The organism is Pseudomonas sp. LS-2, from assembly GCF_003605735.1.
Lineage (GTDB): Bacteria > Pseudomonadota > Gammaproteobacteria > Pseudomonadales > Pseudomonadaceae > Aquipseudomonas.
On record NZ_QXTJ01000039.1, the window covers coordinates 909,560 to 930,740 of the forward strand.

Genomic DNA, 21,181 nt, shown 5'->3' on the forward strand with positions numbered 1-21,181 from the left:
GCCTGTCTCCCTGGACTGACTTTCGGATGATTAAGAAGCGTCGACGACTGTTTTTCCGTTCGCCGTGGCAGACGTCACGGCAGGCTGTTCGTGGCCCGGTTTCGGCCAGGCCTTGAGGTCCAGATCCAGATCGGGGAACTGACTGGAGGCAAACACCGGCGTCTGGATACCTGCCTTACGCTGTGCATCGTAGTCATTGAGGATGCGCAGTCCAATTTTGAACAGCATGGCCAGCGCGATCAGATTGACGAACGCCAACAGGGTCATGGTGATGTCGGCGAAAGCAAACACGGTGCCCAGGTCTTCGACGGCGCCCCAGAGGATCAGCGCCAGTACCAGCGCACGATAGCCGATCAGCGCCTTGCGGCTTTCGCCGATCAGGAAGCGCAGGCTGTTTTCGCCCAGATAGTAGTTGTAGAGAATCGAGGTGAACACGAACAACGCCAACGCCACGCTGATGAATAGCTTGCCCCAGTCACCGACGACCGCAGCCAGCGAGTTCTGGGTCAGGGCGATACCATCGCCTTCGAAGCCGGGAGTGTAGAAACCGGAGAGTAGAATCAGCAGTGCGGTGCAGGTGCAGATGACGAAGGTGTCGAGGAAGACGCTGAATGCCTGGACCACCCCTTGAGCGATCGGGTGCTGAACTTCAGCCACCGCCGCCACGTTGGGCGCGCTGCCCAGACCGGCTTCGTTGGCGAATACGCCGCGCTTCACGCCCATGACAATCGCGCTGCCAATCAGGCCACCGAACACCTCATCCATACCAAATGCGCTTTTGACGATGGTCATCAACATCAGTGGAACATGTTCGAACTGCACGGCAATCACGTACAGCGTCACCGCGATGTAGACCAGCGTCTTGATCGGCACCAGCAGGTCGGCCACTGCCGCGATGCGCTTGATGCCTCCCACGAACACCAGGCCAAGCAACACGGCCAAACCTACACCGGCATAACCCGGTGAAACACCGAAGGCGCTGTTCAGAGAATGGGTCACGGCGTGGGATTGCAAGCCGTTGAAGGCGAAACCGAAGGTCACCAGCAGCAACACCGCCATGACCATGCCCAGCCAGCGTTTGCCCAGGCCATGCTGAATGTAATAGGACGGGCCGCCGCGGTATTGCCCTTCGGCATCGCAACGCTTGTACAGCTGGCCCAGAGAGCACTCAAAGAAACTGCTCGCCATGCCGACCAGAGCGGTCACCCACATCCAGAACACCGCACCCGGTCCGCCCAGCGTCACCGCGATACCGACACCGGCGATGTTACCGGCGCCCACTCGCCCCGCAAGGCTGAGCATCAAGGCCTGAAACGAACTCAACTGACCCGAGCTGCTGCGCAGGCTTTCGCGAAAGACCGCGAACATGTGAAAGAAATGGCGTAACTGAACGAAACGCGAGCGAATCGTGAAATATCCACCGAGCCCGACGATGAGCACGATCAGCAGTTTTCCGGAGAGGAAGTCGTTGATGACTTCAAGCATGTGTGATCCTCGCTTTTTAGAGGGGGCGCACTATACCGGTGCGCGTTATTGGAGTCTTTATTCGGTTGTTGCTTTGGGTGGCTTACCGCTCTGCGGGCGTGTGCCGATGGGTGTGTGACCGGGATCGGAATCAAATGATTCCGGGCAAAAAAAAGGGCCTGGAAGCGTCTACTTCCGGCCCTCAAAAGGGTGAGGGGTGTCTAGGCCCTCAGCCTGGTGATCGTGTTGCAGGTAAAGCGGGAGCGGTCGATCAGGCTTTGAGGGGCACCAATCGTGGAGCGATCATGTTTTCCGGGCGCAGAATGTCGGCAAGCATCACGTCGTCGAGCAGACCCTCTTCGCGCACCAGTTCCAGTACGCCACGGCCTGTTTCCAGGGCAATACGGGCGATACGGGTGGCGTTCTCGTAACCGATGTACGGGTTCAGTGCAGTCACCAGGCCGATCGAATGCTCGACCAGTTCGCGGCAGCGTTGTTCGTTGGCGGTGATGCCGACGATGCAGTGCTCGCGGAGCATGTCCATGGCGCGCTGCAGCAGACGGATCGAGTCGAAGATCTTGTAAGCGATCAGCGGCTCCATCACGTTCAACTGCAGTTGGCCGCCTTCCGCCGCAACGGTCAGCGCCAGGTCGTTGCCCATGATTTCGAAGGCGCACATGTTCACGGCCTCCGGAATCACCGGGTTCACTTTGCCGGGCATGATCGAACTGCCTGGCTGACGCGCTGGCAGGTTGATCTCGTTGATACCGGTGCGAGGGCCGCTGGAGAGCAGGCGCAGGTCGTTGCAGATCTTCGACAGCTTGACTGCCGTGCGCTTGAGCATGCCGGAGAACAGTACGAATGCACCCATGTCGGAGGTGGCTTCGATCAGGTCCGCAGCGGGAACCAGCGGCTGGCCGCTGATGATCGCCAGACGCTCTACTGCCAGATGCTGATAGCCGGGGTCTGCGTTGATGCCGGTACCGATGGCGGTGCCGCCGAGGTTCACTTCGGTCAACAGCTCAGGCGCCAGGCTACGCAGGCGATTGAGGTCTTCGGTCAGGGTAGTGGCAAAGGCGCGGAATTCCTGGCCGAGGGTCATCGGCACAGCGTCCTGCAACTGGGTGCGGCCCATTTTCAGAACGTGGTTGAATTCCTGGCCCTTGGCGGCGAACGCCTGAATCAGGCTGTCGAGGCTGGCGAGCAGGGCGTCGTGACCCAGCAGCAGACCGAGGCGAATGGCCGTCGGGTATGCGTCGTTGGTCGACTGCGCCATGTTCACGTCGTTGTTCGGGTGCAGGTACTTGTACTCGCCTTTCCCATGACCCATCGCTTCGAGTGCGATGTTGGCGATGACTTCGTTGGCGTTCATGTTGGTGGACGTACCGGCGCCGCCCTGAATCATGTCGACCACGAACTGCTCGTGGAAGTCGCCGCGAATCAGACGTGCGCACGCTTCACTGATCGCTGCGTGCTTCTCGCTGCTCAGGTGACCGAGCTGATGGTTCGCATCTGCTGCTGCCTGTTTGACCATGGCCAGGCCAACGACCAGTTTGGGGTAGTGAGCGATTGGAACGCCGGAGAGCCGGAAGTTCTGTACGGCGCGCAGGGTCTGGATGCCGTAATACGCTTCAGCGGGTACTTCGAGAACGCCAAGCAAGTCTTTTTCGATGCGAAATGATGCAGCGGAGGACATGATAGAGAAAGTCTCAAGAAAGGCACGGACTAAGCCGGAACGCCTTTAATACTAGGCCTGTGGCTGATTGCGAACCAATGCTGTTAAGCGCTAGCCTATGCGCAAACGGCATAATGTGGATGTGACGTTCGGATTATGACGAGCGTGTGAACAGCTTCAGTTGCCAGTTCGGTCCATCACTCTAGGAGCGCGCTTGCCAGCGATTGCGGGTTGTCAGTGGCATCGTGGTCCGCAGACACGACGCAATCGCGGGCAAGCGCGCTCCTACAGTTACTGCGGTAACCACGTCCCGGGGAGGACGCCATGAACCTGGAAAGCAAATGGCTGGAAGACTTCAGCGCACTGGCCGCGACCCGCAGTTTCTCGCAGGCGGCGGAGCGTCGATTCGTGACGCAACCGGCGTTCAGTCGGCGAATTCGCAGTCTGGAGTCCGCTCTGGGCCTGACGTTGGTCAATCGATCCCGAACCCCTATCGAGCTGACGGCGGCGGGGCAGTTGTTTCTGGTGACGGCGCGTACCGTGGTCGATCAGCTTGGCGAGGTGCTGCGTCATTTGCATCATCTGGAAAGCGGGCAAGGTGAGGTCATGCAGATTGCAGCGGCTCACTCGCTGGCACTGAGTTTCTTCCCTCGCTGGATCGCCCAGCTGCGCAATGAGGGGCTGAACATCGCCACGCGGCTGGTCGCCACCAATGTGGGCGACGCGGTGCATGCCCTGCGTGAAGGGGGCTGCGATCTGATGCTCGCGTTCTACGACCCGGATGCCGCGTTGCAGATGGACGCAGAAATTTTCCCTTCCCTGCACCTGGGCATGACGGAAATGCTCCCGGTATGCTCGGCAGATGCGGACGGACAGCCGTTGTTCGACCTGGAGGGAGAACTCAGCGTTCCACTGCTGGCCTATAGCGCAGGCGCATTCCTCGGGCGCTCGGTCAACCTGCTGCTGCGCCAGCGCAGTCTGCGTTTCACCACGGTTTACGAAACGGCAATGGCGGACAGTCTCAAGGGCATGGCACTCCAGGGGCTGGGCATCGCCTGGGTGCCGCGCCTGAGTATTGCGGCAGAGCTGGAACGTGGCGAGCTGGTGATTTGTGGAGGTGCGCAATGGCATGTGCCGCTGGAGATTCGGCTGTACCGCTGCGCCCTGGTACGCAAGGCCAATGTTCGGCTGTTGTGGCGCAAGCTGGAGGGTGGCGTCGCGCAGGCGCCTGCCTGACCTGGGAGTCAGTAAATACGGGGCTTTGCAGCGAGAAGCGATTGGCTGACAGGAGGTCGTCAGCGTTCTGTTAAACGAAACTCTTTGCGGTATACTGCGCGGCCTTTGGCCGGTTCGACTGGCCATTATTCGTACGACAAGCCACGCCGGTCTTCCCGCGTGGCTTGTTGTTTTTAGACGCGCCTGCGGGCGCCCGATGAGAGGCACGACGATGAGCGCACTGGTTGGCGTGATCATGGGCTCCAAGTCCGATTGGTCCACCCTTAGCCACACCGCCGACATGCTGGAAAAGCTCGGCATTCCGTACGAAGTCAAAGTGGTTTCGGCGCACCGTACGCCCGATCTGCTGTTCCAGTACGCTGAAGAGGCCGAAGGCCGTGGCATCGAGGTGATCATCGCCGGTGCCGGTGGTGCCGCTCACCTGCCAGGCATGTGCGCTGCCAAGACTCATCTTCCAGTGCTGGGCGTTCCGGTACAGTCCTCAATGCTGTCGGGCGTCGACTCGCTGCTGTCCATCGTGCAGATGCCTGCGGGCATTCCGGTCGCGACTCTGGCCATCGGCAAGGCGGGCGCAATCAACGCAGCGCTGCTCTCGGCCAGCATTCTGGGCGCCAAACACCCACAATTCCACGCAGTGCTGAAGAAATTCCGCACTGAGCAGACAGACAGCGTTCTGGACAATCCAGACCCGCGCGAGGCCTGAGGTTTTCATGAAGATCGGCGTAATCGGTGGCGGCCAGCTGGGTCGCATGTTGGCTCTGGCGGGCACACCGCTGGGAATGAATTTCGCTTTTCTCGATCCTGCGCCGGACGCCTGTGCCGCCGCGCTCGGCGAGCACTTGCGTGCCGATTACGGCGACCAGGATCACCTGCGCCAACTGGCCGACGAAGTCGATCTGGTGACCTTCGAGTTCGAAAGCGTACCGGCTGAAACCGTGGCCTTCCTTTCGCAATTCGTGCCGGTCTATCCGAGCGCCGAAGCCTTGCGCATCGCTCGCGACCGTTGGTTCGAGAAGAGCATGTTCAAGGACTTGGGTATTCCAACCCCTGCGTTCGCCGACATCCAGTCTCAGGCGGATCTGGACGCAGCCGTTGCCAGCATCGGGCTGCCTGCCGTCTTGAAAACCCGCACCCTGGGTTACGACGGCAAGGGTCAGAAGGTTCTGCGCAAACCTGAAGACGTGGTCGATACCTTCGCCGAACTCGGCAGCGTGCCGTGCCTGCTGGAAGGTTTCGTGCCGTTCAGCGGCGAGGTCTCTCTGATCGCCGTTCGGGCTCGCGATGGCGAAACCCGCTTCTATCCGCTGGTCCACAACACCCATGACAGTGGCATCCTGCGGCTGTCCATCGCCAGCACCGATCACCCATTGCAGGCGCTGGCGGAGGATTACGCTGGCCGGGTTCTGACGCAACTGGATTACGTTGGCGTGCTGGCGTTCGAGTTCTTCGAAGTCGACGGTGGCTTGAAGGCTAACGAAATCGCTCCGCGCGTTCATAACTCCGGCCATTGGACCACCGAAGGTGCCGAATGCAGCCAGTTCGAGAACCATCTGCGCGCCGTTGCCGGCCTGCCGTTGGGCTCTACAGCGAAAGTGGGGGAGAGCGCAATGCTCAACTTCATCGGTGAAGTGCCCGCTGTGGACAAGGTTGTCGCCATCGACGATTGCCATCTGCATCATTACGGCAAAGCGTTCAAGGTCGGTCGCAAAGTGGGTCACGCCACCGTCCGCAGCAAGGACCGCGCGACCCTGGATCGTCAGGTGAAGCTCGTTGAGGCGTTGATCAAGAACTGATCAAGTCGGCTGTCCCTGTAGGCGTGAGCTTGGTCGCGATAGCGTGTTGTCTGCAATGAATCGTTGCCTGACAGAAAGCTATCGCGGGCAAGCGCGCGCTACTACAAAGTCGGCGCCTTTTGCGTTGAACCATTCATCTCCGCGCCCCTCAGATAGCGTGTTGCCAATAGCCGACTAGGCTTTGGCATATCCATTCAAACAGAGGGACATGGCATGGGAATCATCGGAACCATCTTTATCGGCTTGATCGTCGGCCTGCTGGCCCGCTTCCTGAAGCCAGGCGACGACAGCATGGGCTGGATCATGACCATTCTGCTCGGTATCTGTGGTTCGCTGGCCGCGACTTATGGCGGTCAGGCACTGGGTATCTATCAGGCAGGCGAGGGGGCTGGTTTCCTGGGCGCCCTGGTCGGCGCGATCATCCTGCTGGTGATCTACGGCATGATCAAAAAGAAATGAAACTGAGTCTGGCCCTCTGCGCTATTGCCGCGCGGAGGGCTAGAATGCCCGGCACTTGAATCCTCCTGCCGAGCACCTTAATGCGTCGTCTTCTTCTCGTTTCCCTGCTGCTGGTCTGCGGACTCGCACGCGCCGCTGATATCCCTGAAACCGACTGGCTCGAACTGATGCCCAAGTCGGATCAGAAAGCCCTCGAAGCCATGCCCGAGATCGATCACAACTCCCCGGAAGCTCAGGGCACGTTCGACAGCAAGGGTGGTTTGAAGCAGAGCAAGGGTTTGCCTGCAGTGATGTATTCCACCAAGACCGTTGCGGCCATGGACGGCAAGAACATTCGCTTGGGTGGTTATCCGGTGCCACTGGAAACCGACGCCAAGGGACACAGCACACTATTCTTCCTCGTCCCCTATCCCGGCGCCTGCATTCATGTACCGCCACCGCCACCGAATCAATTGGTGCTCGTTCGTTATCCGAAAGGCTTGAAGATCGACGATATCTACACGCCGTTGTGGGTAATCGGAACGTTGAAAGTCGAAAAGGTCAGCAATGACCTGGCCGATGCCGCCTATGCGCTGGATGCATCGAAAGTGCGGGTAGTGGTTGAGGCGGATTTGTAAGCTGGACGTATCCGCTGCATACGACTCTGTAGCAGCACGGCTTGCCGGTGATAGCGATTTCAAAGACGCCACCGTCGGCACGCCGGACTGCCACAGGGTTTACATCACTCCTCGCCCAGCGGCTCAGCCCAGATACTCACGCTCATCATGTGCATGTCACCCGGCTTGAGCGTCACGATGTCGCCCATGACATTGGCCGTCTCAACACACACCATGTTCTGCCAGCCATCGGCCTCCATGTCACCTAACGTCTTGGTCTTCTCGATCCACGGGTTCCATACCACCGATGAATTCGAGCCGATGGTCTGAATCTGAATCCGGCGTTTCCACTCGGGGTCAATGATCGAAGTCAGATCAGGCGTGCCTTGATAGATACGATCTGTCTCGCCAGTGAACGTAATGTCACCCACCTGAACGTTTTGCTGTTCCCAGCTTTCCAGTGTGTTGAGGTAGGTCACACCGTCCAGGCCCTCGATACTGACTTGCTTGATGTCGCTGACAGCGAAGTAGCTGTGCAGCGCCTGGCTCAACGTCACGTCTTCTGGGCCCGCATTGAAGCTGACCAGACTGACGTTCAGCGCCGCATCCATACGAATCTGCAGTTTGAGTCCAACGGTGTGCGGCCAACCCGGCAGATGGCCTTCGGCTTTTGGTTGAATGAACTCGACGATCAAAGCATCGCCATCCTCGCCCATGCCCATCAACTCCCAGTCAATGGCGCGGACTTCGCCGTGAGCGTTGGCAGGCTCGCTGCTTTGGCGCATGTCCTGCACGGCTTGCGGATTTCGCTGGAAGTTGCCAAACCATGGCCAGCAGATCGGCATGCCGCCGCGAATCGCTTTGCCCTGCTTGAATACAGCACCGGGATTGGACCAGATCAGCGGCTGATCGCCGTCGATCTGATAGCTGATGATGTGCGCGCCCTGCTGGGCGACCACCAGCTCGGCCTGGCCGTGGCGAATACGCCAGCAATTGAGCTCACCGAGCTGGATGGAATCGACTTGTGGCGTAGGCATAGGGGTACTCACTCAAAGGACAGTGACTGAATCAGACTGTGCCAAGCTTGATGAGTTTACTGCCCGGTGCCAAGTGCAATGAAGCGGGCGCTGTAGCGTCAGCGTCTGGCAGGGACCGAGCGGGTGCGACCGCTGCCGTCGATGGCGACGAAGACGAACACGGCTTCGGTGACTTTGCGCCATTCGCTGGACAGTGGATCGTCGCTCCATACCTCAACCATCATCTGGATCGAGCTGCGGCCGATTTCCAGGGTCTGGGTATAAAAGGACAATTGCGCGCCGACGGCGACCGGGACCAGGAACGCCATGCGATCGATCGCAACGGTCGCCACGCGCCCGCCCGCCACCTTGCTGGCCATGGCGGTGCCGGCCAGGTCCATCTGGGAAACCAGCCAGCCGCCGAAAATATCGCCAAAGCCATTGGTTTCGCGGGGTAATGCGGTGATCTGCAATGCCAGATCACCTTGTGGAATCGGATCTTCTTGTTCGAGCTCAATCATGCCGGGGTCCCTCTGACCCATGACTCTCATAGTCTTCATTACGTTTGAAAGGGAAACTCTGCGAAGACGACTTGGGTAAATGGCTTCGCACAATTTCCCTGAAAGACCGGTTGAGTCGCGGCCCGCAAGTATATAGAGCAGCGCGTCACCAGACGACCGCCGGGTTTGCACTTTGCCCGGTTCTCGTTGCAATCCATGTGCATCGGCCTGCAATTTGTTATCTTGCCGGACCGATCTGGCGCACTACGCCGTCATTGGCACGCAATTTTGATGCCCGATTACCTCTTCGAGTCGATAAATCGCGTGCACAGCCGTTACCCCCGGCTGTCCCGTTATTGATTTTTCGTCCCGAGAGAGCCTCAAAAGAGAAGCCATTGTCATGTCCTCTGTGTCTTCAAGTGCGGCGCATCCTTCGCGCCCACTGACCCGTAACGATTACAAAACCCTGTCGCTGTCCGCATTGGGCGGTGCGCTGGAATTCTACGATTTCATCATCTTCGTGTTCTTTGCCGCGGTCGTCGGCAAGCTGTTTTTCCCGGTGGATATGCCCGAATGGCTGCGCTTGATGCAAACGTTTGGCATTTTTGCTGCCGGATATCTGGCGCGCCCACTGGGCGGCATCGTCATGGCGCATTTCGGCGATCTGCTGGGGCGCAAGAAAATGTTCACGCTGAGCATTTTCCTGATGGCGGTGCCGACGCTCATCATGGGCCTGCTGCCAACCTATGCGCAGATCGGCATCTGGGCGCCGCTTTTGTTGCTGCTGATGCGGGTCATTCAGGGCGCCGCAATTGGTGGGGAAGTGCCGGGGGCGTGGGTATTCGTTTCCGAACACGTTCCCGCACGTAACGTCGGTTACGCCTGCGGTACCCTCACGTCGGGTCTGACCGCGGGTATCTTGCTGGGTTCGCTGGTCGCCACCTGGATCAACAGCCTTTACACCCCGGCCGAGGTTTCGGACTACGCCTGGCGGATTCCTTTCCTGCTGGGCGGTGTGTTTGGCCTGATGTCGGTCTACCTGCGCCGCTGGCTTCACGAGACGCCGGTCTTCGCCGAACTGCAGCTTCGCAAGGAACTCGCCGAAGAGGTGCCACTCAAGGCTGTATTGCGTGACCATCGCGGGGCAGTCGTGTTGTCGATGGCCCTGACCTGGTTGTTGTCGGCGGGCGTTGTCGTGGTCATTTTGATGACCCCGACCCTGCTGCAGACCACCTACGGTTTCGCGCCTGCCGTTACGCTGAAAGCGAACAGCCTGGCGATCATCCTTCTGAGCCTCGGCTGCATCGGCGCTGGCGCGCTGGCGGATCGATTCGGCGCAGGGCTGGTCTTCCTGGTGGGGTCGCTGGGCTTGTTGATCAGCTCATGGACTTTCTATCACACCGTCGGCGATCACCCGGATCTGCTCTATCCGCTGTATGCCATAACTGGTCTGTTTGTCGGCACCATCGGCGCCGTCCCCTTCGTAATGGTCAAGGCCTTCCCGCCCGTGGTGCGGTTCTCGGGGCTGTCGTTCTCCTACAACCTAGCCTACGCGATCTTCGGCGGCCTGACGCCAATGGTCGTCACGCTGATGCTCAAGGCGAACCCGATGGGGCCGGCCTGGTACGTGGCGATCTTGTGTGCGCTGGGGATGGTGATTGGCGTGTATCTGCTGAATAAGAAAGTGGCCTGATCAAGCACCTGTAGCAGACAATCGGCAAAAAAAAGAGGCCGCCACCCCCAAAAGGGTGGCGGCCTTTCATTTATTTGTCATGTTTCAGTCATAGAGTAGTCACATGGCCATCATCGACCCCGGCCACCTCTCTCGACCTCGCCAGGAGCAAGGCATGACACTCAAGCGTTTGATGACTGCACTCACCTTTGTCGCCGCCGGCGTTGCCACTGCCAATGTCGTTGCTGCGGTTGATCCCGCGATCAAGCCCTACGTCAAAACCTCTGGGGTTTCGGGCAACCTGTCCAGTGTCGGTTCGGATACCTTGGCCAACCTGATGACCATGTGGGCCGAGGCCTACAAAAAAGAATACCCAACCGTGAACATCCAGATTCAGGCTGCCGGTTCCTCGACTGCGCCACCGGCATTGACCGAAGGCACAGCAACGCTTGGCCCGATGAGCCGCAAGATGAAGGATGGCGAGTTGTCGGCTTTCGAGCAGAAGTACGGCTACAAGCCGACGGCGATTCCGGTGGCGGTCGATGCGCTGGCGGTGTTCGTGCACAAGGATAATCCGATCAAGGGCCTGACCTTGCAGCAAGTGGACGCGATTTTCTCGGCGACCCGTCTGTGCGGCGCCAAGGCCGATGCCAGAACCTGGGGCGACGTCGGTGTGACGGGCGATCTGGCCGGCAAGTCTGTTCAGTTGTTCGGGCGCAATTCGGTTTCCGGCACCTATGGCTATTTCAAGGAAGAAGCGCTGTGCAAGGGTGACTTCAAACCTAACGTCAACGAGCAGCCGGGGTCTGCCTCGGTCGTCAGCTCCATCAGCAGTTCGCTGAACGGCATTGGGTATTCGGGCATTGGTTATAAAACGTCCAGCGTACGCACGGTGCCACTGGCGAAAAAGGAAGGTGGTGAGTTCGTCGAAGACAACGAGGCTAACGCGCTTAACGGCACTTACCCGCTGGCCCGGTTCCTTTATGTGTACGTCAACAAAGCGCCTAACAAACCGCTGAACCCCCTGGAAGCCGAATTCGTCAAACTGATTCTGTCCAAACAAGGTCAGGAAGTTGTCATGAAAGACGGGTACATTCCTCTACCAGCCAAGGTCGTCAGCAAGGCTTTGGCTGATCTGGGGCTATAAAAACGGTAGCGAGCATAAGCGCTGCCAGGAATTACCCGGACGCGGGGTGAAGAGTCGCCCCGCCGGCAGACAAAAAGGCCTTATGGACCGAGGCTCGCGAAACAATGAGTAGTCCGTTGCCACGATGCCGGGGCGACGGGCTTTTTTGCGTCACTACGCTGTCATGTATCTGTCATACAGAGCGACTAGGGTGTGCGCATGAATGATTTGGCCAATTCATCAATGACCGAAAAATCCCCTCCCGAGCGCATTGATTTCAATACGCCCGAGTTGCAACGCAAGCGTCGTATTCGTGCGCTCAAGGATCGTCTGACGCGCTGGTACGTGTTGGTGGGCGGTCTTGCCGTGCTGGCTGCAATCACGTTGATCTTCTTTTATCTCGCTTACGTCGTCCTGCCGCTGTTTCAGGGCGCAAAGCTGACCGCCCAAACCGCGCAAGCGCCCGCCTGGATGCAAGACGCTGGCAAGCCGATGGTGCTCGTCATCGAGGAGCAGAATCAGATCGGCATGCGCGTTTCCGACAAGGGCGAGGCATTGTTCTTCCATATCAGCGACGGCAGCGAGTTGTCCCGCGTGGTCCTGCCGGTGCCAGCAGGCGCTCATGTCACGTCGGTGGGCCAGGATCAGCCGGGCAAGCCGCTTGTTGCCATGGGACTGTCCAACGGTCAGGTATTGGTGTTCAAGCACGCTTATCCAATCAGCTACCCGGGCAACAAGAAGACCATTACTCCGACCATCACTTACCCCTACGGCGAAACGCCTCTAGAGCTTGATGAAGAAGGGCGGCCGCTGGAGCACGTCAACCTCAATGCCAGCGACTCCACGCTAATCCTCGCGGGTGCGACCGGCACCCAATTGCATGTTCTGTCGCTTACCCAGGCAGAAAACATGATGACCGGCGAGGCCACCAACGAAGAAAGCCGTATCGATTTGCCGCAGCTGTCGGAGACGGTAAAGGCGATCTATGTCGACCCGCGGCAGCAATGGCTTTACGTCATTAATGGTCGTGCTCAGGCCGACGTATTCAACCTGCGCGACCGTACGCTCAACGGCCGCTACAAGCTGCTCGAAGACGCCAACGCCGAAACCACTGCCAGCACTCAGTTGGTGGGCGGTATCTCGCTGATGATTGGCAGCTCGAAAGGCAACATTGCACAGTGGTTCATGGCCCGTGACGTCGATGGCGAGATGCGTTTGCAGCACATCCGCGACTTCAAGATGGGCGGTGCGCCGATCTCCCAAATCACCGCCGAACAGCGTCGCAAGGGCTTCATCGCCATGGACACCGCCGGCAGGCTGGGGGTGTTCCACAGCACTGCCCATCGCACGCTGCTGATCGACCCGGTCGCCAGCGGCCCTGCCGTGATGGGGATGTCGCCTCGCGCTGATCGGATCATTGTCGAAGACCGCGGCAAGTTGCTGGCCTTGAGTCTGAGTAACCCGCATCCGGAAGTCTCCTGGAGCGCGTTATGGGACAAGGTCTGGTACGAAAACTACGACGAGCCCAAGTACATCTGGCAGTCCACGGCATCGAACAGTGATTTCGAGCCCAAGCTGAGCCTGGCCCCGTTGACCTACGGCACCCTCAAGGCCGCGTTCTACGCAATGTTGCTCGCCGCACCGCTGGCCGTGGCCGCAGCCATCTATACCGCTTACTTCATGGCGCCGGGCATGCGCCGCAAGGTCAAGCCGGTGATTGAATTGATGGAAGCGATGCCAACGGTGATTCTCGGCTTCTTCGCCGGTCTGTTCCTGGCGCCGTATCTGGAAGGACACCTGCCGGGCATCTTCAGTCTGCTGATTTTCACCCCTATAGGGATTCTGCTGGCGGGGTTTATGTGGACGCGTTTGCCTGATTCGATTCGCCTTCGCGTGCCGGACGGCTGGGAAAGCGCCATCCTGATTCCGGTCATTCTGCTGGTGGGCTGGGTTTCGCTGGGCATGAGTTCGCACATGGAGAATTGGTTCTTCGATGGCGACATGCGCTCCTGGATCACCAATGACATGGGCATCACCTACGATCAGCGCAACGCTCTGGTGGTCGGTCTGGCGATGGGGTTTGCGGTCATCCCCAACATCTATTCGATTGCAGAAGNGCGCTACGCCGTGGCAGACCTTGACCCGCGTGGTGATCCTGACGGCCAGCCCCGGCATCTTTTCAGCGCTGATGATCGGCATGGGCCGTGCCGTTGGCGAAACCATGATCGTGCTGATGGCCACCGGGAACACGCCGATCATGGACATGAACCTGTTCGAGGGCATGCGCACCCTGGCGGCCAACGTTGCCGTGGAAATGCCTGAGTCCGAAGTCGGCGGCAGTCATTACAGGGTGTTGTTCCTGGCCGCGCTGGTGTTGTTGATTTTCACGTTTGTCATGAACACCTTGGCGGAGCTGATTCGTCAGCGCCTGCGCAAGAAGTATTCATCTCTCTAGGGCAGGTAGAAACAGATGAAAAAGACCTCCCTCAAGAGCTGGGTCAAAAGCGGCGCCCCCGGCGTCTGGATGAGTGCCGGTGCGGTATCCATTGCCGTCATCATGACCATCGGGTTGTTGGCGGTCATTGCCGTGCGCGGCCTCGGCCATTTCTGGCCAGCCGATGTGATTTCCGCTCAGTACGATGTTCCAGGTCAGGTAAAGCATGTGCTGGTCGGCGAGCTGGTGCAGTCCGAACAGGTCCCCCGCGCCCGCCTCAAGGGTGCCGGCCTGCCTGTGCCGGATCAAGGCACTGAATTCATGACCCGCGACCTGTTCAAGATCGGCAATCGCGACATCAACCCCAGCGACTTCAGCTGGATCGTGGGCGAATGGTTGACCGAGCAGAGCAAGCCTGCCGAGTTGATGACGATCGAACGCCGTGAGTGGGGCAATTTCTACGGATACCTGGTCAACGTCAAAGAGAACGGCAAGATCGTCGCCGAGGGCGAAGCGGCCTGGCCGCAGCTGCAACAGCGTATCGAGCGCGTGCAGAAGATCTCTGACGAACTCGACGGGCTTGAGAAAACCGAGATCGGCGCGATCAACCACGGTATCGAACGTCTGCGCCTGCAGGCGCGCAAGCTTGAGCTCAATGGCAAGCTTGACGCCGAGGCGCAAGCGGACATGGCCGCCGAACGCGCTGAGTACGATGCGCGCTACACAGAAATCGAATCGCGCCTGGACGCGCTGCACGCTGATTTCAATCGCGACAGCCTGACCGCTCGTGATGCGAATGGCAAAGAGGTCGAGATCAGTCTGGGCAAGGTGGTTCACGCGTATCAGCCAAACGCCATGGGCGTAGGGACCAAGCTGGGTTTCTACTTCAAGAAGCTCTGGGAATTTCTCAGCGATGACCCGCGTGAAGCCAACACCGAAGGCGGCATTTTCCCGGCCATTTTCGGCACGGTGATGATGACCCTGATCATGGCGGTGATCGTGACTCCCTTTGGGGTCCTGGCAGCCGTCTACCTGCGTGAGTACGCCCGTCAGGGGCCGGTGACGCGTCTGATCCGAATAGCCGTGAACAACCTCGCGGGCGTTCCGGCCATCGTCTACGGCGTGTTTGGCCTGGGTTTCTTCGTTTATGTACTGGGTGGCTCAATCGACCGGCTGTTCTTCCCCGAGTCGTTGCCCACGCCGACTTTCGGCACCCCCGGCTTGATGTGGGCTTCGCTGACCCTTGCGCTGCTGGCGGTGCCGGTGGTGATCGTGGCAACCGAGGAGGGCCTGGCGCGTATCCCGCTGACGTTGCGCGAAGGCTCTCTGGCCCTCGGCGCGACCAAGGCCGAAACCCTGTGGAAGATCGTTTTGCCCATGGCGAGCCCGGCGATGATGACCGGGCTTATTCTGGCGGTCGCCCGCGCAGCCGGCGAAGTAGCGCCGTTGATGCTCGTGGGTGTGGTCAAGCTGGCGCCGTCGCTGCCGGTGGATGGCAATTATCCCTATCTGCACCTTGATCAGAAGATCATGCACCTGGGCTTCCATATCTACGACGTCGGCTTCCAGAGCCCCAACGTCGAAGCCGCGCGTCCGCTGGTGTACGCCACGGCACTGTTGCTGGTGCTGGTGATCGCCCTGTTGAACCTGTCCGCGGTGACTATCCGAAACCGCCTGCGCGAGAAGTACAAAGCGCTGGACAGCTGATTGAGAACGGCGTCGTTCCTGTTTCTGGTCGACGACGCGACGAAATGAATTGAAAGCGCAGGGAGTTACCCATGCAGCAAGAACCCCACACCCACGGCATCAACATGTCGAAACTGGGTCGCAAGCGCCAGGTACTGGATCTCGACACCGAAGCCGTTGCGCTGGAGGTGCCGGGCCTGAACCTGTTTTACGGCGAGAAACAGGCGCTGTACGACATTCAGATGAATATCCCAAAGCAGCGCGTGACCTCGTTCATCGGCCCCTCGGGCTGTGGCAAGTCGACCTTGCTGCGCACCTTCAACCGGATGAACGATCTGGTGGACGGCTGCCGCGTACAGGGTGAGATCAAGCTTTACGGGCATGACATCTACACCAAGGGTGAGGACGTCGCCGAGCTGCGTCGTCGGGTGGGCATGGTGTTCCAGAAGCCCAATCCTTTCCCCAAGACCATCTACGAGAATGTGGTCTACGGCCTGCGGATTCAGGGCATCAACAAAAAACGCACACTGGACGAGGCCGTCGAGTGGGCATTGCGAGGCGCGGCACTGTGGGATGAGGTCAAAGACCGCCTGCACGAGTCCGCGCTCGGACTTTCCGGTGGTCAACAGCAACGTCTGGTGATCGCCCGCACTATCGCCGTCGAACCGGAAGTACTGCTGCTCGATGAGCCGTGCTCCGCGCTCGACCCGATTTCGACGTTAAAAGTCGAAGAGCTGATCTACGAACTGAAATCCAAATACACCATTGTGATCGTTACCCACAACATGCAGCAGGCTGCGCGCGTATCGGATTACACCGCGTTTCTGTACATGGGCAAGGTGGTCGAGTTCGGGGACACCGATACGTTGTTCACCAATCCGACCAAAAAACAGACTGAAGACTACATAACCGGTCGTTACGGCTAGCACGTGTTTCGTCAGCCCTGAACCACCGCGCAATCAATCGGACGGACACTCAGCATGATCAAAGACAGCCATACACATCACATCTCCCAGCAGTTCAACGCTGAACTGGAAGAAGTTCGCAGCCACCTGCTGGAAATGGGTGGTCTGGTCGAGAAGCAGGTCAACGACGCGGTCACTTCGCTGATCGAAGCCGACTCGGGCCTGGCCCAGCGCGTTCGTGAAGTCGACGACCGCATCAACCAGATGGAGCGCAATATCGACGAAGAATGCCTGCGCATTCTGGCTCGTCGTCAGCCTGCTGCTTCTGACCTGCGTCTGATCATCAGCATCTCCAAGTCGGTGATCGACCTGGAGCGCATCGGTGATGAGTCCACCAAGATCGCCCGTCGCGCCATCCAGTTGTGCGAGGAAGGCGAGTCGCCGCGCGGCTACGTTGAAGTGCGCCATATTGGCGATCAGGTGCGCAGCATGGTGCGTGACGCCCTGGACTCATTCGCCCGTTTCGACGCCGATCTGGCGCTGTCGGTTGCCCAGTACGACAAGACCATCGACCGCGAATACAAGACCGCGCTGCGTGAACTGGTCACGTACATGATGGAAGACCCGCGTTCGATCTCCCGCGTGCTCAATGTGATTTGGGTGCTCCGCTCGCTGGAGCGCATCGGCGACCACGCTCGCAACATCTCTGAGCTGGTGATTTACCTTGTGCGCGGCACCGATGTGCGCCACCTGGGTCTCAAGCGCATGCAGGAAGAAGTTAAGGGCCGTGCCGCCGAAATACCTAATGTTCCGGACGCGCCTGACGATAAGTAAGATTGCCTGAGAAAAAACGCCTGGCGAACGCCGGGCTTTTTTTTGGGCAATCATTTGTTTCAAGCCGCCTATTTTTCAGTCACCCGCGAATAAATGTCCCGGTGTCGTCAAACAATTTGGCAGTTGGCCACCAGCCAGCGATATGCTCGCCATTTGCGGTGAACACGCCATCAGGAGCGTCGATGAGTAAAGTCAGTGTTTTGGTGGTGGATGACGCGCCGTTCATCCGCGACCTGGTCAAGAAGGGGCTGCGCAACGCCTTCCCCGGTGTCACCCTCGAAGATGCGGTCAACGGTCGCAAAGCCCAGGTGCTGCTGACCAAAGAGGTCTTCGACCTTGTGCTGTGCGATTGGGAAATGCCCGAGATGTCCGGCCTTGAGCTGCTGACCTGGTGCCGTCAGCAAGAAAGCCTGAAAAACATGCCGTTCATCATGGTGACCAGCCGTGGAGACAAGGAAAACGTCATTCAGGCGATTCACGCCGGTGTTTCCGATTTCATCGGCAAACCGTTCACCAACGAGCAACTGCTGACCAAGGTCAAGAAAGCGCTGCACAAGGTCGGCAAACTGGAGGCCCTGATGACCGGCGCCCCGGCACGGGCAAATGCGGCCTTCGCCAACGACTCGCTGGGCGCATTGACCGGCAATCGCCCGGAAGTGGTCAGTGCTTCGCCAACAGCACCTGCACAACCCCTGATCAAGCCGATGGCCAAGCCGGTAGCGCCTGCCGAGCCGACCGGCCGTGGTCAAGGGCAGTTGCGTCTTTCCAGCGGTATTCAGCAGTGTGTCATCAAAGCGTTGACGCTCAAGGAAGCTTTGCTGGTGGTGCGTCGCAGCGAAGCACTGCCTCAGATCCTCGACAGCGCGGTGCTAGACCTCGAGCAGGGGGAGAACGCTGAAGTCGCGCGGCTCAATGGCTATTTGCACGCTATTGCTGCTTTCGAGCAGAAACCAGACAGTGACTGGCTGCAACTGACCTTCCGCTTTGTCGACCAGGACACCCAGAAGCTCGACTACCTGTCGCGCCTGATTGCCCGTGGTACAGCGCAGAAGCACTTCGTGCCGGGTGCGTAAGGTAGCGGTAATCTTCTGTAGGAGCGCGCTTGCCCGCGATGGCGGTGTATCTGAGGCATATTCATCCGCTGACACACTGCAATCGCGGGCAAGCGCGCTCCTACACTCAGGTTCTTGTTTGGCTGACGAACCGCACTCCCTGAAGCATAGAAATTGCAAATCCCTTCGCGCCTGGACCTGACGCGATTTCCTTGACGCTTCGTCTATTGCCGATTGATACGGATGAGTCCTTTTTGATCGGTTTCGCTGTTAGGCTGGCCCCCATCGTCCCCTAAGCCAGGCCTATCCAGATGTTAGAGCGCTTTCTGGTGATGTGTGTTTTGGCGTTGGCTGCGCAATCGGCCGCAGCCGCCACCATCTACCGATTTACCGATGCCAACGGAGTGGTTTCGTTTACCGATCAACCAGTCCCCGGCGCGCAGGTCATGAAACTGCGAGAGCGCATGGTCGAGCGCATCGACAGTCAGGTGCGACTCAACGTCAAGAAAGCCAAGGGCACTGATAGCCTTTATGTGCGTAACGATCTTTACGCGCCAGTGGAAATCGAACTGCGTTTGTCGGGCGTGAAAAACGTGGTGGGCGTTGCCGATCAGGTGATCCGTCGCACGATTCCTGCGCGCAGTAACGAACGATTGCTCGCACTCAGCCCCCAAGTCCCCGGCAAAGCCATGGCCTATAAGCCAAGCCTGCGCTCGATTGTCGGCGATCCGCAGCGCAGCGTCTCGGCGGGCGGTTTCGCCTATCGCTATCCGTTGCCCTGGGTGGGTGGGCCTTTTCGAATCAGCCAAGGGCCTAACGGCTCCTATAGTCATGTTGGCGCCAAGAGCCGCTATGCCATCGACATCGCCATGCCTGAAGGCACGCAAATCATTGCGGCCCGTGGCGGTACCGTCATCAAGACCGAGAACGGGCAGTCGGGCCGTGGCGCTAACCCGTCGGGCAATTTTGTGCGCATCTTGCATGATGACGGCACCATGGGCGTCTATCTGCACCTCAAGCAGGGATCGGTCAGTGTGAAAGACGGCGAGCGAGTGACGGTAGGCACGCCGCTGGGGCGTTCGGGTAACACCGGCAACAGCACTGGCCCCCACCTGCACTTCGTGGTGCAGCGCAACGTGGGGCTGGCGCTGGAATCGATCCCGTATGAGTTCGCTCAGCCGGTACAGAACCTGCCGAACTTTGCGATTGGCGGGAATTGATCATTTCTGTCGGTTGATGCGGGCCAATGTAGGAGCGCGCTTGCCCGCGATAACGGTCGATTTCAGACATATTCATTGCCTGACACAACCTTTCGCGGCAAGCGCGCTCCTACACGAGTTTGTGTGCGTTCAGAAGGACATCAATCCAGCTTCAGAACCTTGGCCAGCACGATCTTCGGGCCTTTCATCTTCTTGATGATGATGCGCAGGCCTTCGATCTCCATCACTTCTTCTTCCTCAGGCACACGCTTGAGGCTGTCGTAGATCAGGCCAGCCAGGGTCTCGGCTTCAACGTGGTCCAGATCGATGCCCAGCAGACGCTCGACCTTGAACAACGGCGTATCGCCGCGCACCAGCAGCTTGCCCGGTTGGTAAGCGAGGATGCCGCGCTCGGCCTTGCGGTGTTCGTCCTGAATGTCACCTACCAGCACTTCCAGCACGTCTTCCATGGTCAGGTAACCGATGACCTTGCCGTCGGCTTCCTCGACCACCGCGAAATGCGCGCCGCCCTGACGGAACTGCTCCAGCAGGCGTGACAGAGGCATGTGCTTGGAGACGCGCTCCAATGGGCGGGTCAACTCGTCCAGGTTGAACGACTCGGGAATGTGATCCAGCGCTGCGAGTTCCAGCAACAGATCCTTGATGTGCAACAGGCCGACGAACTCGTTGCGTTGGGCGTCATAGACCGGATATCGGCTGAATTTGTGGCGACGAAACAGCGCGAGGATTTCCTTGAGCGGCGCGTTGCAGTCCAGCGTCACCATGTCTTCCCGGGAGTTGGCCCAGTCGACCACTTCCAGTTCGCCCATTTCCACTGCCGAGGCCAGCACGCGCATGCCTTGGTCGCTCGGGTCCTGGCCACGGCTGGAGTGCAGGATCAGTTTGAGTTCTTCACGGCTGTAATGGTGCTCATGATGCGGGCCGGGCTCGCCTTGGCCGGCGATGCGCAGAATGCCGTTGGCGCTGGCGTTGAGCAGATAGATCGCCGGGTACATGACCCAGTAGAACAGGTACAGCGGAACGGCCGTCCACAGCGACAGCAGCTCGGGTTTGCGAATGGCCCAGGATTTGGGGGCCAACTCGCCGACCACAATGTGCAGATAGGAAATCATGAAGAAGGCGGAGAAGAACGAAACCCCCTTGATCACTTCAGGTGAGCCTACTCCCATCGCCTCGAGCAGTGGCGCCAATAGATGCGCGAAGGCGGGTTCGCCGACCCAGCCAAGGCCCAGCGAGGCGAGGGTGATGCCCAGCTGGCACGCCGAGAGATAGGCATCGAGCTGGCTATGCACCGTGCGCAGGATGCGGCCGCGCCAGCCGTTTTTCTCGGCGATGGCCTCCACCCGAGTGGAGCGCAGCTTGACCATGGCGAACTCTGCCGCAACGAAAAAACCGTTGAGCAGTACCAGAATCATTGCAAAGAGAATCATGCCGAAGTCGGCGAAAATTGAAGCCAGGCTGATACCAGGGGAAGGGTCCATGATGGGGTTTTGCAGGTTCCGTTTTGAAGAAG

The 21,181-nt window shown here is 59.1% G+C and carries 18 protein-coding genes and 1 pseudogene; 14 read left to right on the top strand and 5 right to left on the bottom strand.

The features are described from left to right. Positions 1–30: 30 nt before the first annotated feature. Together D3M70_RS25400 and D3M70_RS25405 are read right to left on the bottom strand one after the other, a co-directional pair. Positions 31–1,485: a sodium:alanine symporter family protein gene (locus D3M70_RS25400; RefSeq protein WP_120128346.1), complete on the bottom strand. Its 1,455-nt coding sequence runs from the start codon at positions 1,483–1,485 to the stop codon at positions 31–33. Between the two features lie 250 nt (positions 1,486–1,735). After that, entirely contained in the window at positions 1,736–3,160 is a 1,425-nt protein-coding gene (locus tag D3M70_RS25405; protein WP_120128347.1) for an aspartate ammonia-lyase, read from the bottom strand. A 303-nt stretch (positions 3,161–3,463) separates the two neighbouring features. On the opposite strand from D3M70_RS25405, the gene D3M70_RS25410 reads away from it, so the two are divergent. The 5 genes from D3M70_RS25410 (at position 3,464) to D3M70_RS25430 (ending at position 7,244) form a co-directional block, all read left to right on the top strand. Beyond that, positions 3,464–4,375, top strand: a complete 912-nt coding sequence (locus D3M70_RS25410; RefSeq protein WP_120128348.1) for a LysR substrate-binding domain-containing protein — start codon at positions 3,464–3,466, stop codon at positions 4,373–4,375. A gap of 211 nt (positions 4,376–4,586) precedes the next feature. Beyond that, positions 4,587–5,078: a 5-(carboxyamino)imidazole ribonucleotide mutase gene (gene purE, locus D3M70_RS25415; RefSeq protein ID WP_074754780.1), complete on the top strand. Its 492-nt coding sequence runs from the start codon at positions 4,587–4,589 to the stop codon at positions 5,076–5,078. Positions 5,079–5,085: 7 nt separating this feature from the next. Beyond that, a complete protein-coding gene (locus D3M70_RS25420) occupies positions 5,086–6,168 on the top strand; it encodes a 5-(carboxyamino)imidazole ribonucleotide synthase (RefSeq protein ID WP_120128349.1) in 1,083 nt (360 codons plus the stop codon). Between the two features lie 213 nt (positions 6,169–6,381). Next, positions 6,382–6,627 carry a GlsB/YeaQ/YmgE family stress response membrane protein gene (locus tag D3M70_RS25425; protein WP_120128350.1) on the top strand — a complete coding sequence of 82 codons (246 nt, stop codon included), beginning with the start codon at positions 6,382–6,384 and terminating at the stop codon, positions 6,625–6,627. Between the two features lie 80 nt (positions 6,628–6,707). After that, complete coding sequence (locus D3M70_RS25430; protein WP_165869876.1) at positions 6,708–7,244, top strand: DUF3299 domain-containing protein; 537 nt, start codon at positions 6,708–6,710, stop codon at positions 7,242–7,244. A 104-nt stretch (positions 7,245–7,348) separates the two neighbouring features. Here D3M70_RS25430 and D3M70_RS25435 read toward each other — a convergent pair whose 3' ends face one another. Both D3M70_RS25435 and D3M70_RS25440 read right to left on the bottom strand, forming a co-directional pair. Further along, positions 7,349–8,260, bottom strand: a complete 912-nt coding sequence (locus D3M70_RS25435) for a D-hexose-6-phosphate mutarotase (RefSeq protein ID WP_120128352.1) — start codon at positions 8,258–8,260, stop codon at positions 7,349–7,351. Between the two features lie 98 nt (positions 8,261–8,358). Next, the gene (locus D3M70_RS25440) at positions 8,359–8,760 is read right to left on the bottom strand and encodes an acyl-CoA thioesterase (RefSeq protein ID WP_037016781.1); all 402 of its coding nucleotides are present in this window, start codon (positions 8,758–8,760) and stop codon (positions 8,359–8,361) included. Positions 8,761–9,139: 379 nt separating this feature from the next. On the opposite strand from D3M70_RS25440, the gene D3M70_RS25445 reads away from it, so the two are divergent. The 9 genes and pseudogenes from D3M70_RS25445 (at position 9,140) to D3M70_RS25480 (ending at position 19,668) form a co-directional block, all read left to right on the top strand. Further along, positions 9,140–10,432 (top strand): MFS transporter, encoded by a 1,293-nt coding sequence (locus D3M70_RS25445; RefSeq protein WP_120128353.1) that lies wholly within the window; start codon positions 9,140–9,142, stop codon positions 10,430–10,432. A 154-nt stretch (positions 10,433–10,586) separates the two neighbouring features. Beyond that, positions 10,587–11,558: a phosphate ABC transporter substrate-binding protein PstS family protein gene (locus D3M70_RS25450; RefSeq protein ID WP_120128354.1), complete on the top strand. Its 972-nt coding sequence runs from the start codon at positions 10,587–10,589 to the stop codon at positions 11,556–11,558. A gap of 198 nt (positions 11,559–11,756) precedes the next feature. Then, a partial coding sequence (locus tag D3M70_RS34335) for a phosphate ABC transporter permease (protein WP_375233026.1) occupies positions 11,757–13,653 on the top strand: 1,897 nt, incomplete at its 3' end. A gap of 1 nt (position 13,654) precedes the next feature. Then, positions 13,655–13,992, top strand: a pseudogene (locus D3M70_RS33690) (ABC transporter permease subunit); the annotation flags it as partial. A 15-nt stretch (positions 13,993–14,007) separates the two neighbouring features. Next, a complete protein-coding gene (gene pstA / locus D3M70_RS25460; protein WP_120128355.1) occupies positions 14,008–15,678 on the top strand; it encodes a phosphate ABC transporter permease PstA in 1,671 nt (556 codons plus the stop codon). A gap of 71 nt (positions 15,679–15,749) precedes the next feature. Continuing rightward, positions 15,750–16,583 (top strand): phosphate ABC transporter ATP-binding protein PstB, encoded by an 834-nt coding sequence (gene pstB / locus D3M70_RS25465; protein ID WP_120128356.1) that lies wholly within the window; start codon positions 15,750–15,752, stop codon positions 16,581–16,583. A 54-nt stretch (positions 16,584–16,637) separates the two neighbouring features. Further along, positions 16,638–17,396: a phosphate signaling complex protein PhoU gene (gene phoU, locus D3M70_RS25470; protein ID WP_120128357.1), complete on the top strand. Its 759-nt coding sequence runs from the start codon at positions 16,638–16,640 to the stop codon at positions 17,394–17,396. Positions 17,397–17,578: 182 nt separating this feature from the next. Next, complete coding sequence (locus tag D3M70_RS25475) at positions 17,579–18,469, top strand: response regulator (protein ID WP_120128358.1); 891 nt, start codon at positions 17,579–17,581, stop codon at positions 18,467–18,469. Between the two features lie 290 nt (positions 18,470–18,759). Next, positions 18,760–19,668 (top strand): peptidoglycan DD-metalloendopeptidase family protein, encoded by a 909-nt coding sequence (locus D3M70_RS25480; RefSeq protein WP_120128359.1) that lies wholly within the window; start codon positions 18,760–18,762, stop codon positions 19,666–19,668. A gap of 140 nt (positions 19,669–19,808) precedes the next feature. Here D3M70_RS25480 and D3M70_RS25485 read toward each other — a convergent pair whose 3' ends face one another. Beyond that, on the bottom strand, positions 19,809–21,149 hold the full coding sequence (locus tag D3M70_RS25485) for a hemolysin family protein (protein ID WP_120128360.1): 1,341 nt from the start codon (positions 21,147–21,149) through the stop codon (positions 19,809–19,811). Positions 21,150–21,181: the final 32 nt, after the last annotated feature.

Excerpts from the sequence above, each read along its gene's own strand:
- D3M70_RS25440 (WP_037016781.1), bottom strand. The coding sequence starts at position 8,760 with ATGATTGAGCTCGAACAAGAAGATCCGATTCCACAAGGTGATCTGGCA.
- D3M70_RS25450 (WP_120128354.1), top strand. The coding sequence starts at position 10,587 with ATGACACTCAAGCGTTTGATGACTGCACTCACCTTTGTCGCCGCCGGC.
- purE (WP_074754780.1), top strand. The coding sequence starts at position 4,587 with ATGAGCGCACTGGTTGGCGTGATCATGGGCTCCAAGTCCGATTGGTCC.
- D3M70_RS25480 (WP_120128359.1), top strand. The coding sequence starts at position 18,760 with ATGTTAGAGCGCTTTCTGGTGATGTGTGTTTTGGCGTTGGCTGCGCAA.
- phoU (WP_120128357.1), top strand. The coding sequence starts at position 16,638 with ATGATCAAAGACAGCCATACACATCACATCTCCCAGCAGTTCAACGCT.
- pstB (WP_120128356.1), top strand. The coding sequence starts at position 15,750 with ATGCAGCAAGAACCCCACACCCACGGCATCAACATGTCGAAACTGGGT.
- D3M70_RS25405 (WP_120128347.1), bottom strand. The coding sequence starts at position 3,160 with ATGTCCTCCGCTGCATCATTTCGCATCGAAAAAGACTTGCTTGGCGTT.
- D3M70_RS25400 (WP_120128346.1), bottom strand. The coding sequence starts at position 1,485 with ATGCTTGAAGTCATCAACGACTTCCTCTCCGGAAAACTGCTGATCGTG.
- D3M70_RS25430 (WP_165869876.1), top strand. The coding sequence starts at position 6,708 with ATGCGTCGTCTTCTTCTCGTTTCCCTGCTGCTGGTCTGCGGACTCGCA.
- D3M70_RS25485 (WP_120128360.1), bottom strand. The coding sequence starts at position 21,149 with ATGGACCCTTCCCCTGGTATCAGCCTGGCTTCAATTTTCGCCGACTTC.
- D3M70_RS25410 (WP_120128348.1), top strand. The coding sequence starts at position 3,464 with ATGAACCTGGAAAGCAAATGGCTGGAAGACTTCAGCGCACTGGCCGCG.
- D3M70_RS25435 (WP_120128352.1), bottom strand. The coding sequence starts at position 8,260 with ATGCCTACGCCACAAGTCGATTCCATCCAGCTCGGTGAGCTCAATTGC.
- D3M70_RS25475 (WP_120128358.1), top strand. The coding sequence starts at position 17,579 with ATGAGTAAAGTCAGTGTTTTGGTGGTGGATGACGCGCCGTTCATCCGC.
- D3M70_RS25425 (WP_120128350.1), top strand. The coding sequence starts at position 6,382 with ATGGGAATCATCGGAACCATCTTTATCGGCTTGATCGTCGGCCTGCTG.
- D3M70_RS25445 (WP_120128353.1), top strand. The coding sequence starts at position 9,140 with ATGTCCTCTGTGTCTTCAAGTGCGGCGCATCCTTCGCGCCCACTGACC.
- D3M70_RS25420 (WP_120128349.1), top strand. The coding sequence starts at position 5,086 with ATGAAGATCGGCGTAATCGGTGGCGGCCAGCTGGGTCGCATGTTGGCT.
- pstA (WP_120128355.1), top strand. The coding sequence starts at position 14,008 with ATGAAAAAGACCTCCCTCAAGAGCTGGGTCAAAAGCGGCGCCCCCGGC.